A 15,934-nucleotide genomic window follows, 5' to 3' on the forward strand; every position below is an offset into this window, starting at 1 on the left:
GGGCGCCGTATGGACGCGTTCCCCGCCGACGCGGTACAATCTGGCCGTTTTTTTGGCCTGCGTGGCGACCCGATAAGCAAAACGGCGCGGGCCGTTGCCGCTTTGGCGCCAGTTTCCCCTCAAGCTAGGTTACAAGAGCTATGAACAAATTCGTCGGCAAATACGTCGTTGTCGCAGCGCTCGTGGCGCTCGCGGGCAGCGCGCAGGCGGCCGGTGTGGTCGGCAACCCGAAGGTCGGGGCGAGCAAGGCCGCCATGTGCATCGGCTGCCACGGCATCGACGGCTACCGCACGGCTTACCCGGAGGTCTACCGGGTGCCGGTCCTCGGCGGCCAGAACGAGCAGTACCTCGCGAATGCGCTGCAGGCCTACCGCAAGAAGGATCGTCACTTCCCGTCGATGAACGCGATCGCCGGTTCGCTGACGGACCAGGACATCGCCGATCTGGCGGCCTACTACGCCGCGCAGAAAGCCGACTCGAAGGACAATCCCTACAAGTAAGCGCCGCGCTAGGAGCATTCATGAACAACGCATTCAAGACGGCGTCGGCGATCGCGTTCGCGGCCGGCCTCGCGATCGGCACCGCGCATGCGGCCGACCTGTCGAAGGGCAAGGACCTGGTCGAATCGCACAACTGCGCAGCCTGCCACGGCGCGAAGCTGAACCAGCCGATCAACGCCGAGTATCCGCGCCTCGCGGGCCAGCACGCCGACTACCTCGTCTGGGCGATGCGCGAGTACCAGATGGGCCTCGCGAACCCGCTGCTCGGTCGCAACAACGCGATCATGCAGGCGCAGGTGCAGAACCTGTCGGTCAGCGACATGAAGGACATCGCAGCCTACATCGAGTCGCTGCAGGGCGACCTCGTGTTCAAGAAGTAAGCGCACCTGGGCCGTACGGCCCGTGCAGCGCGAATACCCCGCCGCGGCGGGGTATTTTTTTGCCTGTGTCTGTTGCTCATGTCTGTTGCCGGCCGCCGACAGGGCCCGTGGTGGCGGGCCGGCCGGACACGCGGCGATCGGGTGCGATCGGGTGCGAGCGGGTTCCGCGCGTTCAGTCGCGCGATGCGCGGCGCAGGATGCGCTGCAGGTATGCGTCCGTGTCGGGCGGCGTATTCGTGCGCTGCGCTTCCCAGATCGTCTCGCCGAGACATTCCATGATCGCGTGCTGCGCGTCGTGCGTCGAATCGAGCTTCGCCGCGAGCTTGTCGTGCGCGGCGCGGATGCCGGGCGGCTGGTCGATCGACAACTGCTCGCTGATCGCGAGGTGCATCGACAGGTGCAGGAACGGGTTCGTGCGGCCTTCCTCGGGCGTGTAGTTGCGTGTCGCGGCGCCGTCGGCGTCCTCGAGGTCCGCGTGGTATTCGGGATGCTCGACGATCCAGTCGGCCGCGATCGCTTCCAGCGGCGTCAGGATTTCGCCGGCGCGTTGCTTGCGCCAGGTGTCGATGAAAAAGCGACGCACGTCGTCGCGGCTCGGATTGAACATGGTGGGGAACGTCGTCATTCGCGCGGCCTCATGCCGCGTCGCGCATTGTACGCCGCCTCGCGGTTCGCTGCTGGCGGCGCGGCCGGGGTTAGCGCGCCGGGCCAAGCACGCCGGGCCAAGCACGCCGGGCCAAGCACGCCGGGCCAAGCACGCCGGGCCAAGCACGCCGGGCCAAGCGCGCCGGGCCAAGCGCGACGGGCCAAGCACGACGGGGTAAGCACGACTGGGTAAGCACGACCGGGTTAGCGGGGGCTAGGCCCGGCGCCGCGCCGTCGATACACTCTGATGATTTCGGGCCGCCATCCCGCCTTCCTGTCCATCGTTTCGCCATGTCCGCCACCGCCCGTCCGCCGTCCGCCGCCCTGCAGGGCGCGCTCTATGTCGCATTGTCCGCCATCGCGTTCGGCGCGATGGCGATCTTCGGCCGCTATGCGTATGCGGGCGGCGTCGACGTGCTCGGGCTGCTGATCGTGCGCTTCGCGATCGGCGGCGCCGTGCTTGCCGCGATCGCCCGGCATCGCGGCGTTGCATGGCCGCGCGGCCGCGCGCTCGCGCCGCTCGTCGCGATGGGCGCGCTCGGCTACGTCGGCCAGTCGTTCTGCTATTTCAGTGCGCTCCAGCATGCGCAGGCGAGCCTCGTCGCACTGCTGCTGTACCTGTATCCGGCGTTCGTCACGCTGCTCGCCGCGTGGTGGCTCGGCGAGCGGCTCACGCGTACCAAGGCGGTCGCGCTCGTGCTGTGCGTCGCGGGCTCGGCGCTGATGGTCGGCGGCGGCCACGGCGAGCCGCTCGGCATCGCGCTCGCGCTGGCCGCCGCGGTGATCTATTCGCTGTATATCGTCGCCGGCACGAAGGCGACGCGCGGCGTCGACCCGCTCGCGACGACTGCGGTCATCTGCGTATCGGCGACGGTCATGCTCGTGCTGATCGCCATCGTGCGCAGCGCGGCGTTCGGCGCGCCGCCGCGCTGGCCGGCGACGGCAGGCGGCTGGGCCGCGATGCTGGCGATCGCGCTCGTGTCGACGGTCGCCGCGATGATCGCGTTCTTCGCAGGGCTCGAGCGGCTTGGTGCGGCGCGCACGTCGATGCTGTCGACGCTCGAGCCCGTCGTGACGGTCGCGCTGGCGGCGCTGCTGTTCGGCGAGGCGCTATCGCCGATGCAGTGGGCGGGTGGGGCCGCGATCCTCGCGGCGGTGCTGACGCTCGTGCGCGCGGGCGGCGCGGCCGCGGACGATGCGACCGCGACGTCCAACGCATAGGGGGAAGCGGGGAGGCCGGGTCTGGTCGGCAACGTGCGGCAAGCCGCGCAAGCGGTACGGGTTCCCGGAGTCGGTTCGCAGCACAGGTCCCGAGGCAGCCTCACAAGGTATCGTCCCGAGGTAACGCCGGGACCAGCGCGCGTTGCCCCGCATGACCTCCGCTGCGACTACGCGCGACATCTCACTCGGCCGGCGCTCACTCGACCGGCGGCGGCGTCTTCGGCTTGTATTCGCACAGCGGCTCGATCGCGCAATGCCAGCATTCGGGCTTGCGCGCCTTGCACACATAGCGGCCGTGCAGGATCAGCCAGTGATGCGCGTCCTGCAGGAATTCCTTCGGCGTGAACTTCTCCAGCGCGGCCTCGACGGCTCGCACGTCCTTGCCCGGTGCGAGGCCGGTGCGGTTCGCGACGCGGAAGATATGCGTGTCGACCGCGATCGTCGGATGGCCGAACGCGGTGTTCAGCACGACGTTGGCGGTCTTGCGGCCGACGCCCGGCAGGCTCTCGAGCGCCTCGCGATCGGCCGGCACTTCGCCGTCGTAGCGCTCGAGCAGGATCCGGCATGCGGCGACCACGTTCTTCGCCTTGGTCCGGTAGAGCCCGATCGTCTTGATGTACTCGGTGACGCCTTCCTCGCCGAGCGCGACAATTTGCCGCGGCGTATTTGCGACCGGGAACATCTTGCGCATCGCCTTGTTGACCGACACGTCGGTCGCCTGCGCGGACAGCATCACCGCGATCAGCAGCTCGAACGGCGTCGAGTATTCGAGTTCGGTGGTCGGCGCCGGATTGAGGCTCTGCAGCGTTTCGAAGATCGCGCGTCGTTTGCTGGCGTTCATTGTGGTTTCTTGTCGGGCGGCGTGGCGGAACCGTCTTCGGATTCGGGCTCGGACGCTCCGGCCTGCTGCGCCTGCTGTTCGGCGAGCCGCTTGCGGCGCGCTTCGGCCGCATCGATCTGTGCCTGGACGGCAGGGCTCACGTGTTCGATGTTCTTCGGCGCGCTGCCCTGTGCGGCCAGCTCTTCCTTCTTCTTGCGCGCGCGCTCGAGCGCGGCGGCGATGATCGCACGTTTCTTCGCATCGGCATCCGCGGCTGCGTCGGCCGGCGGTGCGGACTGCGCAGCGGATGGCGCAGCAGCCGGCTGAGCCGCGCTCGCGGTGCTCGTCGCGCTCACCGCACGCCGTGCGGCCGCGCGCGCTTCGGCGGCTTCGCGCTCGCGGCGCTCGCGCGCGAGCCGGCGGTCGTGGCGCTCGCGTGCGGCATCGGCCTGGTCCTGGGTCCACGCGTCCCAGCCGGTGCGCTCGCCCGTCACGGGCACCATCGCGATGCAGTCGACCGGGCACGGCGGCACGCACAGGTCGCAGCCGGTGCAGAGCGAAGCGATCACCGTGTGCATCTGCTTGGGCGCGCCAGCGATCGCGTCGACCGGGCACGCCTGCATGCACAGCGTGCAGCCGATGCACAGGCTCTCGTCGATCACCGCGACAGGACGAGCGCGTTCGTCACCGTTGACGGGGTTCAGCGGAATCACGGGCTTGCCGAGCAGGCGCGCAACGCGCGCGACGCCTTCGGCACCGCCGGGCGGGCACTGGTTGTAGTTCGCGTTGCCGGCGGCGATCGCCTCGGCGTACGGGCGGCAGCCCTGGTAGCCGCACTTCGTGCATTGCGTCTGGGGAAGCAGATCTTCGATGCGATCCGCGAGTGTCTTGGAGTCGGTCACGGTGACAGCGGGCGCCAATGCGCCGAATGTCTCGCAGCCGCGCGCCGGGCGCGGCCGGAAAGGTTTGCCAAAACGGAATTATCGCCGATTTCCCGCATTGCGCTTGACGCCTTCTGTGCGCATAATCGAAGCGCTTTTTTGCAGGGGCGCAGCAGGAGGGCGGCCGCACGCGGCGCGCCCGTTCCAGGGTCGCCGGCGCCGACGCGGTGGGGCGACCGGTCCGGATCACGCGGCTCACATAGCAAAACGCCACCATGAATCAGCCAAAAATCAAAAGAGATCCTGAAGGCACCCGCCGCCGCATCCTGATGGCGGCGGCCGAAGAATTCGCGAGTGGAGGCCTGTTCGGCGCACGTGTCGACCAGATTGCGCGCCGGGCGGAAACCAATGAGCGCATGCTCTATTACTACTTCGGCAGCAAGGAGCAATTGTTCACCGCCGTGCTCGAGCACGCGTTCTCCGCGCTGACCGAGGCCGAACGGGTACTCGACCTGGACGGCGTCGCGCCTGTCGAGGCCGTCACGCGGCTCGCGCATTTCGTGTGGGACTACTACCGCGACCATCCCGAGCTGCTGCGGCTCATCAACAACGAGAACCTGCACGAGGCGCGCTACCTGCACAAGTCGACGCGGATCCGCGAGATGATGTCGCCGATCGTCGCGATGCTCGCGAACGTGCTCACGCGCGGCCAGAAGGCCGGGCTGTTCCGCAGCGACGTCGATCCGCTGCGCTTCTACGTGACGCTGTCGGGCCTCGGCTATTACATCGTGTCGAACCGTTTCACGCTCGCCGCGACGCTCGGGCGCGACTTCACGGTGCCTGAAGAGCGCGCGGAAATGGTCAGGATGAACACCGAGGTGCTGCTCGCGTTTCTGCTGCGGCGCTGATCGAGCGCTGACGGTGAGTTGAACGCGGATTGACGTCCGCCGGATGAACGAACGCCGCCGTGCACAAGCACGGCGGCGTTTCATTTGGTGCGGGCGCGTGATGTGGCCTTGATTCGAGGCCTTGATTCGAGGCCTTGATGCGCGGCCTTGCTACGCGGCCTTGCGGGTGCGGACCGGCTTTGCACGCGTGCCGCTGCCGCTGCCACGTTTCGCGGCGGCGGTTTTCGCGGGAGCGGGCGCGGCGTCGGACGCATTCGCACGGACACGCTTCGCGGCGGCTGCCTTGGCCGGTTCGGACGGCGTGCTCGGGGCCGGCACGGCGGCGAGCGCCGCCTTCGCTGCGGGGGCGTCCGGATGATCCTTCGCGTCGCCGCGCTTCGGCTCCGGTGCATGCTCGCGGATGAAGTCGCGCAGTTGCGGGTAGATGATCGTGCGCCAGCGGCGGCCCGAGAAGATCCCGTAGTGGCCGCACTTCTCCGCGGTCAGGCTGCGGCGGTGATCCTGCGGGATGCCCGTGCACAGCTCGTGCGCGACGTGCGTCTGACCGCTGCCGGAGATGTCGTCGAGCTCGCCTTCGATCGTCATCAGCGCGGTGCGGTGGATGTCCTGCGGGCGCACGAGTTCGCCGCCGATCTCCCACGTGCCTTCGGCCAGCCGGAATTCCTGGAACACGATGCGGATCGTCTCGAGGTAATACTCCGAGGCCATGTCGAGCACCGCGTTGTATTCGTCGTAGAAGTTGCGGTGCGCTTCCGCGTCGTCTTCGTCGCCGCGCAGCAGGCTCTGGTAGAAGTCCCAGTGCGATTGCGCGTGACGCTCCGGATTCATCGCGACGAAGCCCGTGTGCTGCAGGAAGCCCGGATATACCTGGCGGCCTTCGCCCGGATAGTTCGCGGGCACCGTGTGGATCACGTTGTTTTCGAACCACGAGATCGAATGCTGCGTCGCGAGCGAGTTCACCGACGTCGGGCTGCGGCGCGCATCGATCGGGCCGCCCATCATCGTCATCGTGAGCGGCGTGTCCTCGCCGCGGCTCGCCATCAGCGAGATCGCCGCGAGCACGGGCACCGTCGGCTGGCAGACCGAAATCACGTGCAGGTTGCGCGCGCCGATGTGGCGGATGAATTCCTGGATGTACGCGACGTAGTCATGCAGGTGGAACGGGCCGGTCTCGACCGGCACCATCCGCGCGTCGATCCAGTCGGTGATGTAGACCTTGTGGTCCTGCAGCAGCGTGCGCACGGTGTCGCGCAGCAGCGTCGAGTGGTGGCCCGACAGCGGCGCGCAGACCAGCACGACCGGTTCGTCCTTCAGCTGGGTGACCGCGTCGGCGTCGTCCGAGTAGCGCTTGAAGCGCAGCAGCCGGCAGAACGGCTTCTCGACGATCGTCTGCTCGACGATCGGGATGTTGTGGCCATCCTTGACGATCTGGTGAATGTTGAACTCGGGCTTCTCGTAATCCTTGCCGAGCCGGTACAGCAGCTCGTACGCAGCAGCCATCCGTGTGGCGCCCGGAACCAGCGAGAACGGGCTGGACGGGTTCGCGAACGACTTCGAGGCGGCCTGGGCCCAGGCCGTGAGCGGGCTCAGCATCGCCCGCTGGAATTCGTGCAGTTGGTAAAGCATGCAGACTACTCCCGCTGGGGGACGGTGCGCGAAGGCGGCGTGGGGCGTCGCGGCGTGCCGTGTGGGTCGGCGACCGGCCATGTTGCATTGCAGCCAGTCAATCGCCGTCGATCATATCGGACAACGATGCGTGGTGCAATGCAACATTTCCCGGATTTTTCATCAAAATTTTGCGATTTGACGTTCTCTGACGATGCCTTCGCGCCCGTTTTCAACGCCCGGTGGCGACGGCCGGCACCGGCTGGCCGACTGCGCGCGCCATCGCTTCCTCGTGGTGCATCAGGTTCATCGCGGTGTGCACGAGCGCAACGTGCGAGAACGCCTGCGGGAAGTTGCCGACGAGGCGCCCTTCGACCGGGTCGTACTCTTCGGCGAGCAGCCCGAGGTCGTTCGACAGCGACAGCAGCCGGCAGAACAGCCGGTGCGCTTCGTCGATCCGGCCGAGCAGCGCGTAGCTGTCGACGAGCCAGAAGCTGCACGCAAGGAACGTGCCTTCACCGGGCGGCAGGCCGTCGTCGTATTCGTGCGTACGGTAGCGCAGCACGAGGCCGTCGTGCAGCAATTCGCGCTCGACCGCGGCGACCGTGCCGGCGACGCGCGGATCGTCCGGCGGCAGGAAGCCGAGCAGCGGCATCAGCAGCACACTCGCGTCGAGCTCGTCGCTGCCGTAGCTCTGCGCGAACGCCTGCTTGCCGTCATGCCACGCGTTCGCGCAGACGTCCGCGTGGATCTTCTCGCGCAACGCGCGCCAGCGCTCGAGCGCGCCGGGCAGGCGGAACATTTCCGCAGACTTGATCGCGCGATCGAACGCGACCCACGCCATCACCTTCGAGAACGTGAAATGGCGGCGGCCGCCGCGCGTTTCCCAGATCCCTTCGTCGGGCTCCTGCCAGATCTTCTCGAGATGGTCGAGCAGCGTGCACTGCACCGACCACACCGTGTCGTCGGCCTGCAGGCCGCCCACCCGCGCGAGGTGCAGCGCCGCCATCACTTCGCCGAACACGTCGAGCTGCAGCTGGTTCGCGGCGCCGTTGCCGATCCGCACCGGCTTCGAATCCTGATACCCGGGCAGCCAGTCGAGCTCCATTTCCGGCAGCCGGCGCTCGCCGGCGATGCCGTACATGATCTGGATCTGCTCGGGCGAGCCGGCCATCACGCGGCCGAGCCAGGTGCGCCAGGCGCGGGCCTCGTCGTAGTGGCCGCCGCGCATCAGCGCGAGCAGCGTGATCGTCGCGTCGCGCAGCCAGCAGTAGCGGTAGTCCCAGTTGCGGTTGCCGCCGATCTTCTCGGGCAGCGAGGTGGTGGGCGCCGCGACGATGCCGCCCGTCGGCTCGTACGCGAGCGCCTTCAGCGTGATCAGCGAGCGGCGCACCGCGGCCTCGTAGCGGCCCTGCACCTGGCAGCGCCCCGACCATTCGAGCCAGTAGTTCTCGGTGCGCGCAAGCATCGACAGCGGGTCGCGCGCGGGCGGCAGCCGCAGGTGCGACGGCGCGTAGCCGAGCGAGAACGGCACGCGCTCGTCGGCGCTCACGGTGAATTCGGCGAGCGTGTGCAGGTTCTTGCCGGTGAGCGGCACGGGCGTGCGCAGCACGACGGTGTCGGGCCCCGCGATCGCTTTCATTCCGTCCTCGCGTGACAGCTGCGTGACCCACGGAATCGAGAAACCGTAGTCGAAGCGCAACACCAGCTCCATGCGCATCTTCATCGTGCCGTGCCGGCCGACGACGATTCGCACGAGTTCGGACCAGCCGTTGCCGGGCGGCATGAAGTCGACCACGGTGACGGCGCCGTCGGCGCTCTCGTAATCGGTTTCGAGTATCAGCGTGTCGCCGCGATAGCGGCGCGTCGTGTGCGTGATCGCGGCATCGGCGGCCGGCGCGAGCAGCCAGCGGCCGTGCTCGGGCGTGCCGACGAGCGCCGCGAAGCAGGCGCCCGAATCGAAGCGGGGCCAGCACAGCCAGTCGACGGAGCCGTCTTTTGCGATCAGCGCGGCCGTGTGGCCGTCGCCGACGAGGGCGTAGTCTTCGATCAGGGCGGGCATGGGCGGCAATCCTGGTTGCGAGTTCACATTGCGGACGGCGGTGCCCCGGGCTTCACGCCCGGGCACGGCGGCTCGTATACTCGGCCGGGCGGCGGAACGCGCAAACGGCCGGCGTTTCGTCACATCTCAACACTTGAAGCGGCTCGATGCAAGGAGGATTCAATGCCCAACCGTTTACGCTCACGTGACCAAGCACGTGACGCGCGCGCTTCGACCCGAGGGTTTCCGCTTAGGCTCGCTCACTGGATGAAAGGTTTCGCGATCGTGCTCTCGTTATCTGCGACGCATGCATTTGCGCAACAATCTGCGCAGGCTCCGGCCGACGGCGTCTACAACCTGCTCGTCGGCACCTATACCGACGGCGGCAGCGACGGGATCTACGTGTACCGCTTCGATACGAAGACGGGCAGCGTCGCGCCCGTATCGTCGGCGAAGACGGTCAATCCGTCATACCTGTTGCCGAGCCGCGACGGCCGCACCGTGTACTCAGTCAACGAGTTGCCCGGCGACAACGGTCCGGCGGAACAGCGTGGCGGCGTCAGCGCATTCCGGTTCGACGCGAAGACCGGGGCGCTGACGTTCATCGATCGCGTGTCGTCGGAGGGGAACGATCCTTGTTATCTGAGCCTGTCGCCGGACGGCAAGTATCTCGTGACCGCGAACTACTCGGTCGCGTCGAACCCCGGCGGCAGCTTCGCGGTGTTTCCGCTGGGCGCCGACGGCGCAGTCGGCAAGTCCGTGCTGTCCGTGCACCACGAAGGCACCGGGCCCGTGAAGGGCCGCCAGGACGGCGCACATGTGCATTCGACGGTGTTTTCGCCGGACGGCCGTTACCTGTTCGTGCAGGATCTCGGCGCGGACAAGATCTTCGGCTATCGCTACACGGTCGACGGCAGCCGCGGCCTGATCAGCCCGACCGACACGCGCTACACGCCGGTGAAGGCCGGTTCGGGCCCGCGTCACATGGTGTTCAGCGCGAACGGCCGTTATGCGTATGTGACGAGCGAGCTGAATGCGTCGGTCGAAGTGTTCGGCTACCACGACGGCAAGCTGACGCCGGTCGAAACGGTGCCGATGGCCGCGCCGGGCTTCAAGGGCAAGGTCGGCGGCGCGGCGATCCATCTGTCGCCGGACGGCCGGTTCCTCTATGCGAGCAATCGCGGCGACGCGAACGAGATCGTGATCTATGCGGTGAACCAGGCCGACGGCCGCCTGAAGGTCATCGGCCGGCAGTCGAGCCTCGGCAAGACGCCGCGCGAGTTCCTGATCGATCCGACCGGCAGGTGGCTGATCGTCGGCAACCAGGACAGCGATACGTTCTACGTGTTCCGGCGCGACGTCGAGACCGGCCAGCTCGACGCGAACCCGCAGAAGGTCGCGCTCGGCAAGCCGGTCGATTTCAAGCTGGTTCCGGCGTTGTAATCGGGCGGATTCCCGTGCGGTAAACGCGAGAAGGGCGCTGCCTCTGAACTGCCCCCGCAAAGTTGGGCCTTGATCCAACCTTTGGGGTGCAGTTCACCTCGGCAGCGCCCTTCGTGTTTGCGCAGGGCGGCGGTGCGGTGGATGGCCGATTGCGCCCCGACGGCGACACTCAATCGGCGGCGGGCGGCACCAGCACCTCGCGGCTGCCGTTGATGCCCATCGGCGACACGAGCCCGGCCGCCTCCATCTGCTCGACGAGACGGGCCGCGCGGTTGTAGCCGATGCGCAACTGACGCTGCACCGACGAGATCGACGCGCGGCGCGTGCGCACGACGAAGGCGACCGCCTCGTCGTACAGCGGATCCGCTTCGGCGTCCGGCGCGTCGCCGAACAGGTCCTGCGATGCGCCTTCGGATGCCGGGCCGTCGAGAATCCCTTCCTCGTACTGCGGCTCGCCGAACTGCTTCAGGTATTCGACGATCCGGTGCACTTCCTCGTCGGCGACGAACGCGCCGTGCACGCGCTGCGGATAGCCGGTGCCCGGCGGCAGGAACAGCATGTCGCCCTGGCCGAGCAGCGACTCCGCGCCCATCTGGTCGAGGATCGTGCGCGAATCGATCTTCGACGACACCTGGAACGCGACCCGCGTCGGGATGTTCGCCTTGATGAGGCCCGTGATCACGTCGACCGACGGGCGCTGCGTCGCGAGGATCAGGTGGATGCCGGCCGCGCGCGCCTTCTGCGCGAGACGGGCGATCAGTTCCTCGATCTTCTTGCCGGCGACCATCATCAGGTCGGCGAGCTCGTCGATCACGACGACGATCAGCGGCAGCGTCGACAGCGGTTCGGGATCGTCGGGCGTCAGCGAGAACGGGTTGCCGATCTTCTTTTCCTTCGCCTCGGCGTCGCGGATCTTCTGGTTGAAGCCCGCGAGATTGCGCACGCCGACGGCCGACATCAGCCGGTAGCGCTTTTCCATCTCGCCGACGCACCAGTTGAGTGCGTTCGCGGCGAGCTTCATGTCGGTGACGACCGGTGCGAGCAGGTGCGGAATGCCTTCGTAGACCGACAGCTCGAGCATCTTCGGGTCGATCATGATGAGCCGCACGTCCTCGGGCGCCGCCTTGTACAGCAGCGACAGGATCATCGCGTTGATCGCGACCGACTTGCCCGAGCCGGTCGTGCCGGCGACGAGCATGTGCGGCGCCTTCGCGAGATCGGTGACGATCGGGTGGCCGGTGATGTCCTTGCCCATCGCGAGCGTGAGCTGCGACGCCGAGTGCTGGTACTGGCGCGACTCGAGGATCTCCGACAGGCGGATCATCTGCCGCTTCGCGTTCGGCAGCTCGAGCCCCATGCAGGTCTTGCCGGGGATCGTCTCGACGACGCGGATCGACGTGAGGCCGAGGCCGCGCGACAGGTCCTTCATCAGGCCGACGATCTGGCTGCCGCGCACGCCGAGCGCGGGCTCGATCTCGAAGCGCGTGATCACCGGGCCGGCGGACGCGCCGACGACCGTCACCGGCACCTTGAATTCCTGAAGACGCTGCTCGATCACCTGGCCGGTCTGCGCGAGGTGCTCTTCGCTGATCGTCTCGATGTCGTCGGACGCCGGCTCGAGCAGGTCGAGCGTCGGCAGCTCGATGCTGAACGATGCCGGTGCGTGGAATTCGAACGCGTTCGGACGCGGCTGACGAGCCGGAACTTCCTCGTGGGCGTCGGGTGTGGCCGGGGCCGGCAGCGTCTGGGTCATGGTGCCGGGGAGGGCGGCCGCGGGTGCCGCGGGGAGGGCCGGAACGGCCGCGACGTGGGCCGGTGCAGGCGGTGCCGTCACGCCAGGTATGGCGGCCGCGGGTGCCGCGGGGATAGCCGGAACGGCCGCGACGAAGGCTGGTGCAGGCGGTGCCGTCACGTCAGGTATGGCAGTCACGGGCGCCGTGGGTGACACCGCGGTAGCGGCGATCATGGACGGCGCGGCTGGCAACGCCGCGCCGGGAATGGCGGCAGCCGGCGTGGCGGCAGGAACCGCTTGAGCGATCGTGGTCGCAGCCGGCGTCGCAGCGGTCGTCGCGCCGGGCACTGCGGGAATCGGCGTTGCGGGCGCAGCTTGAGCAGCGATGACGACGGTCGGCGTTGCGGGGGCGGTCGTACCCGGTGCTCCGAGCGTCGGCCGGGCGGGAATGGCGGGCGCAGCGATTGCCGAGGTCGTTGCGGCAGGTGCAGTTACCGTCGAAGCCGCCGTGCTCGGCGTCGCAGGGATCGCGATGGCTGCAGTCGTCGCACCGGGCGTTGTTGCGCCGACGGCTGGCGTAACCGGCGTCGGGGAATATGCGGCAGCAGAGGTCGCAGCTGCCGATGTGACAGGTGTGGTCGTCGCGGAAGCCATGGCGGTCGGCATCGCGGAATTGGCGATTGTCGAGGTCGTTGCGACGGGCGTCGTTGCTCCGGGAGCTGCGGCAGCCGGTGTCGCTGAAGCCGCCGGCGCGGCAGTGCTGACGGTCGATGCGGCAAGCGTTGCCCCACCGATGAAGGAGGCCGGCGTCGCCGATGCGGCCGGGACAGCGGTTGTCGCGGTTGCCGTGGTCTGCGTCGCAGGTGCTGACGTGCCGGCGATTGCGGCAGGCGCCGCAGCGACAGTTGCGCCGTCGGGCATTGAGCGGAGGCTGCTCGACGACAGCGTGGATGGTGCCGGCGACAGCGTTGCGGAAGGTGTCGAGGTGACTGACGCGACAGCAGGCGAGGGCGAGGTGGTCGCCGTTCGAGCAGGCGTCTGCGTGAGGCTGGCAGCGGGCGTCGGTGCGTTCGCGACAACCGTGCCGAGCGGTTGCGCCGGCGCGCCTGCGGCGGGAACCCGCGGCGCTACGCCCGGTGTCGCGAACTTGAATTCGGCGGGCGTTGACGCTGCGGTTGCGACGGTCGGTGACGGCGCGGACGCGGGCTGCTGCGCAGATTGCGATGCTGGCGGCACCGCACGCGTCGCGCTGGCTGGGTTCGCAGGCAGAGGCTGCGTCGCGACCGGTGTCGACAGCGTCGAAGCAGTAACGGCAGCGGGTGCAACTGCCGCCGCTCCGGCGGCCGGCATCTGCACGGTCTTGACGGCGGATGCCATGCCGTCTTCGCTTGCAGTTGGCGCAGTTGGCGCAGTTGGCGCAGTTGGCGCAGTTGCCGCAGTTGCGGCAATCGGCGCGGTCGGTGCAGCGGTTGCGGGCAGTGCCTCGTCGCTGGTCGTATTCGCCGTCGAAGCGTGGGCGGCTGCAGGGACGCTCGCGATTGCTTCGGTGCTTGCCGCGGCAGCGTTCGCAGCGGCCGGCGTTGCAGCGGATGCGTCTGTACGGACGCTCGAGGTTGCGAGCGACGGTGCGCCGATGACCGCGTATTCCGGGGTGATGTCATTTGCCACCGGGGCAGCCGGCTTCGTTTCGACCGGAGTCGACGCAACTGTGCGCTGGCTGTCGGTCGTGCTGGCCGATACCGGCTTATCGGGGCCGGCGGCAACCATCGACGGTCGCGCCCCGGCGTCGCGCGGCGACGAAGCGCTGTCGGTCGTGACGCCGAAGTGATCGGCCTTGGCCGCCTCGTTCGCCTTCGGCATCGCGGGCTCGCTCGATGCTGCGTCAAACGGCGATGCGCCGCGTTCCGTGGCAGGCGACGTTGCGGTTCCTGCGAGCGGAATGGTCGGCGGCGTGACGGTGACCCTTGTGTCAAGCGCGGCATCCGGTGTGCGGGCGATGTCTTCCCACGGCGCGAGATCCACCGGTACGTCGACATGCGACGCGAACGGCGAATCGAGCGCCGCACGCGCGTCGACGTCCTGCCCGTGTTCCAACGCGGGCGAGGGCGTCACGACGGAGGCATGCGCATCGGCGTCGTGCCCATCGTGCTCATCATGCGTATTGTGCGTATTGTGCGTATCGTCGAAAGCCGTGGTCGAAGCCACGGCTTCGGTCACGGCGCCAGCCGGCGCGACAGCTTGCGCGCGAAGCCAGTCGTCCGTCAGCAGAGGGCCGGCATCGGCCGGCGCGAACGCTGGCAAGGAAATCGGCGCGTCGTCTTGCGCGGGTGCCGTATCGTCATCGGCTGCGATGCGCGCATCACGCGCATCCGTGCGTGGCGGAACGGAAACTGCCCCGGCCGATGCAGCAGGCTGCATCGACGTTGCCGTACCAGCCGGAACGGCAGCCGCGCCGGCGAACGGCACGGCTGCGTGCGCGGCTTCGGCGGCGGCAGCAGTACCGGCGAGTGCCGTCCATTGCGCGGTGCTGGCCTCGATCGAGCGCAGCGTTTCGTGGACGCTCGGTGCCGGCGCGATCGGGGCGGAAGGTTTCTCCGCCCACGCGTACAACGGCGCGCGCGCGGGCGTGACGGCCGGCCGGCGCCGCGGTTCCGCGGGCGGCAACGCGCTCGGCGCCGTCCCGGCAGCCGGACGCGTCACCGGCCGTGCCGGCGCCGGGCCGGCCGAGCGAGGCGTGACAGTCGCGCGCGGTACGGCCGGTTGCTTGAGCGCGGCCACCGCCGGACGCGCCGCCGACGTCGCCGGCTGCGGCCGCGCGCGAGCCGGTTCGAACGCGATCGGGGCCGGGTCGGGGCGCGGGGGCGCCAGGCTTGCCGCGGCGCGCGCCGCGCCCGCTGCGGCGTTGGCGGCCGCCACGGCGCTCGTGCTGCCCGCGGTGGGGACGGGCCGGTTCGCCGCGTTCGGCTTCAGCCAGCCTGCGGGCGCGACCGGTTCGGCGAGCGGCCGGGGCGCGGCCGGTGCGCGCGACTTCGCAGGCGCCTGCTGATCGGGTTTCCACAGCGTCGGTCGCGCAAACCGGCCGTTCTGGCGTGGCGCCATCGAATTGACGGTGTGTGCGGTGGTCGGCTGCACGTCGCCCGCGCGGCGCACGCGCCGCTCGTCGTCGCGATGCAGCGCGTTGCGCGGCAGGTCGGCGACGCTGCGGGTGTCTTCATCGTCGCCGCGCGCAAGGCTGACCCCGAACGACGTGTCGAGCCACGTGGCGACACGCTGCCAGCCGATGCCGGTCAGCCACGGCAGGCCTGCGAAGAACAGCACGACCATCGCGAGCGGCGTGCCGATGTGGCCGAGCACGCGTTCGAAGCCGGCCGCGAACGCATGGCCGAGCAGATTGGTGTCGGGCCCGGACAGCGCGCTCGTCAGCGTGGAGCTCGCGACGAACACGCTCGCGAACCCGAGCCACAGCCGGATCGAGCCGCGGCCGGCGAGCCCGCCGCCGCCGGGCAGCAGTGCTTGCGCGACGCGCCAGATGAGAAGGATGAACCAGACGGCGGAGACGCCGAACCAGCCGAGAACAACCGTGTGCATGCTTTGAAACAGGAATGGGGCGGGGAGCGCGACGCGCGACCCGCCGAGTTTAACCGGCCGACGAAGAAGACTCTAAGGCATCGCGCTGCAAAGCAGGCGCGCCCGCGGGCAACGTGCGGCGGGATGCGGTCGGCGCACCGTCCCGCGCGCGTATCGTCCCCGTGCGAACC

At 68.8% G+C, this 15,934-nt stretch carries 11 protein-coding genes; 5 read left to right on the top strand and 6 right to left on the bottom strand.

All coding sequences use genetic code 11. The features are described from left to right. The first annotated feature begins 140 nt into the window (after window positions 1-140). Both ACV22Z_RS17405 and ACV22Z_RS17410 read left to right on the top strand, forming a co-directional pair. Window positions 141-500: a c-type cytochrome gene (locus ACV22Z_RS17405; protein WP_448077522.1), complete on the top strand. Its 360-nt coding sequence runs from the start codon at window positions 141-143 to the stop codon at window positions 498-500. Between the two features lie 20 nt (window positions 501-520). Further along, window positions 521-880, top strand: a complete 360-nt coding sequence (locus ACV22Z_RS17410; RefSeq protein ID WP_448077523.1) for a c-type cytochrome — start codon at window positions 521-523, stop codon at window positions 878-880. A gap of 172 nt (window positions 881-1,052) precedes the next feature. On the opposite strand, the gene ACV22Z_RS17415 is transcribed toward ACV22Z_RS17410, so the two are convergent. Further along, window positions 1,053-1,487, bottom strand: coding sequence for a DUF1841 family protein (locus tag ACV22Z_RS17415; protein ID WP_448077631.1), 435 nt, complete (start codon window positions 1,485-1,487; stop codon window positions 1,053-1,055). 329 nt (window positions 1,488-1,816) lie between these two features. On the opposite strand from ACV22Z_RS17415, the gene ACV22Z_RS17420 reads away from it, so the two are divergent. Next, the gene (locus tag ACV22Z_RS17420) at window positions 1,817-2,746 is read left to right on the top strand and encodes a DMT family transporter (protein ID WP_448077524.1); all 930 of its coding nucleotides are present in this window, start codon (window positions 1,817-1,819) and stop codon (window positions 2,744-2,746) included. A gap of 196 nt (window positions 2,747-2,942) precedes the next feature. On the opposite strand, the gene nth is transcribed toward ACV22Z_RS17420, so the two are convergent. Next, window positions 2,943-3,587 carry an endonuclease III gene (nth, locus tag ACV22Z_RS17425; protein WP_448077525.1) on the bottom strand — a complete coding sequence of 215 codons (645 nt, stop codon included), beginning with the start codon at window positions 3,585-3,587 and terminating at the stop codon, window positions 2,943-2,945. Continuing rightward, a complete protein-coding gene (gene rsxB, locus ACV22Z_RS17430; protein WP_448077526.1) occupies window positions 3,584-4,468 on the bottom strand; it encodes an electron transport complex subunit RsxB in 885 nt (294 codons plus the stop codon). The genes nth and rsxB overlap by 4 nt, the downstream gene beginning before the upstream one ends. Window positions 4,469-4,722: 254 nt before the next feature. Between rsxB and ACV22Z_RS17435 the strand changes: the two genes are divergently transcribed. After that, complete coding sequence (locus tag ACV22Z_RS17435; protein ID WP_448077527.1) at window positions 4,723-5,355, top strand: TetR family transcriptional regulator; 633 nt, start codon at window positions 4,723-4,725, stop codon at window positions 5,353-5,355. Between the two features lie 150 nt (window positions 5,356-5,505). Here the strand turns inward: ACV22Z_RS17435 and ACV22Z_RS17440 are convergent, their stop codons facing one another. Beyond that, entirely contained in the window at window positions 5,506-6,981 is a 1,476-nt protein-coding gene (locus tag ACV22Z_RS17440; RefSeq protein ID WP_448077528.1) for a polyhydroxyalkanoate depolymerase, read from the bottom strand. Window positions 6,982-7,192: 211 nt separating this feature from the next. Beyond that, window positions 7,193-9,022 (bottom strand): glycoside hydrolase family 15 protein, encoded by a 1,830-nt coding sequence (locus ACV22Z_RS17445; protein ID WP_448077529.1) that lies wholly within the window; start codon window positions 9,020-9,022, stop codon window positions 7,193-7,195. 246 nt (window positions 9,023-9,268) lie between these two features. Here ACV22Z_RS17445 and ACV22Z_RS17450 point away from each other — a divergent pair, with 246 nt between their 5' ends. Then, window positions 9,269-10,444, top strand: a complete 1,176-nt coding sequence (locus ACV22Z_RS17450; RefSeq protein WP_448077530.1) for a lactonase family protein — start codon at window positions 9,269-9,271, stop codon at window positions 10,442-10,444. 169 nt (window positions 10,445-10,613) lie between these two features. Here the strand turns inward: ACV22Z_RS17450 and ACV22Z_RS17455 are convergent, their stop codons facing one another. Beyond that, window positions 10,614-15,764, bottom strand: coding sequence for a DNA translocase FtsK (locus tag ACV22Z_RS17455; protein ID WP_448077531.1), 5,151 nt, complete (start codon window positions 15,762-15,764; stop codon window positions 10,614-10,616). Window positions 15,765-15,934: the final 170 nt, after the last annotated feature.

This window comes from Burkholderia sp. PU8-34 (assembly GCF_053427725.1).

What these genes read in the sequence shown, in the direction of transcription:
- ACV22Z_RS17405 (WP_448077522.1), top strand. Translation starts at nt 141, where the DNA reads ATGAACAAATTCGTCGGCAAATACGTCGTTGTCGCAGCGCTCGTGGCG.
- ACV22Z_RS17410 (WP_448077523.1), top strand. Translation starts at nt 521, where the DNA reads ATGAACAACGCATTCAAGACGGCGTCGGCGATCGCGTTCGCGGCCGGC.
- ACV22Z_RS17415 (WP_448077631.1), bottom strand. Translation starts at nt 1,487, where the DNA reads ATGTTCAATCCGAGCCGCGACGACGTGCGTCGCTTTTTCATCGACACC.
- ACV22Z_RS17420 (WP_448077524.1), top strand. Translation starts at nt 1,817, where the DNA reads ATGTCCGCCACCGCCCGTCCGCCGTCCGCCGCCCTGCAGGGCGCGCTC.
- nth (WP_448077525.1), bottom strand. Translation starts at nt 3,587, where the DNA reads ATGAACGCCAGCAAACGACGCGCGATCTTCGAAACGCTGCAGAGCCTC.
- ACV22Z_RS17435 (WP_448077527.1), top strand. Translation starts at nt 4,723, where the DNA reads ATGAATCAGCCAAAAATCAAAAGAGATCCTGAAGGCACCCGCCGCCGC.
- ACV22Z_RS17440 (WP_448077528.1), bottom strand. Translation starts at nt 6,981, where the DNA reads ATGCTTTACCAACTGCACGAATTCCAGCGGGCGATGCTGAGCCCGCTC.
- ACV22Z_RS17445 (WP_448077529.1), bottom strand. Translation starts at nt 9,022, where the DNA reads ATGCCCGCCCTGATCGAAGACTACGCCCTCGTCGGCGACGGCCACACG.
- ACV22Z_RS17450 (WP_448077530.1), top strand. Translation starts at nt 9,269, where the DNA reads ATGAAAGGTTTCGCGATCGTGCTCTCGTTATCTGCGACGCATGCATTT.
- ACV22Z_RS17455 (WP_448077531.1), bottom strand. Translation starts at nt 15,764, where the DNA reads ATGCACACGGTTGTTCTCGGCTGGTTCGGCGTCTCCGCCGTCTGGTTC.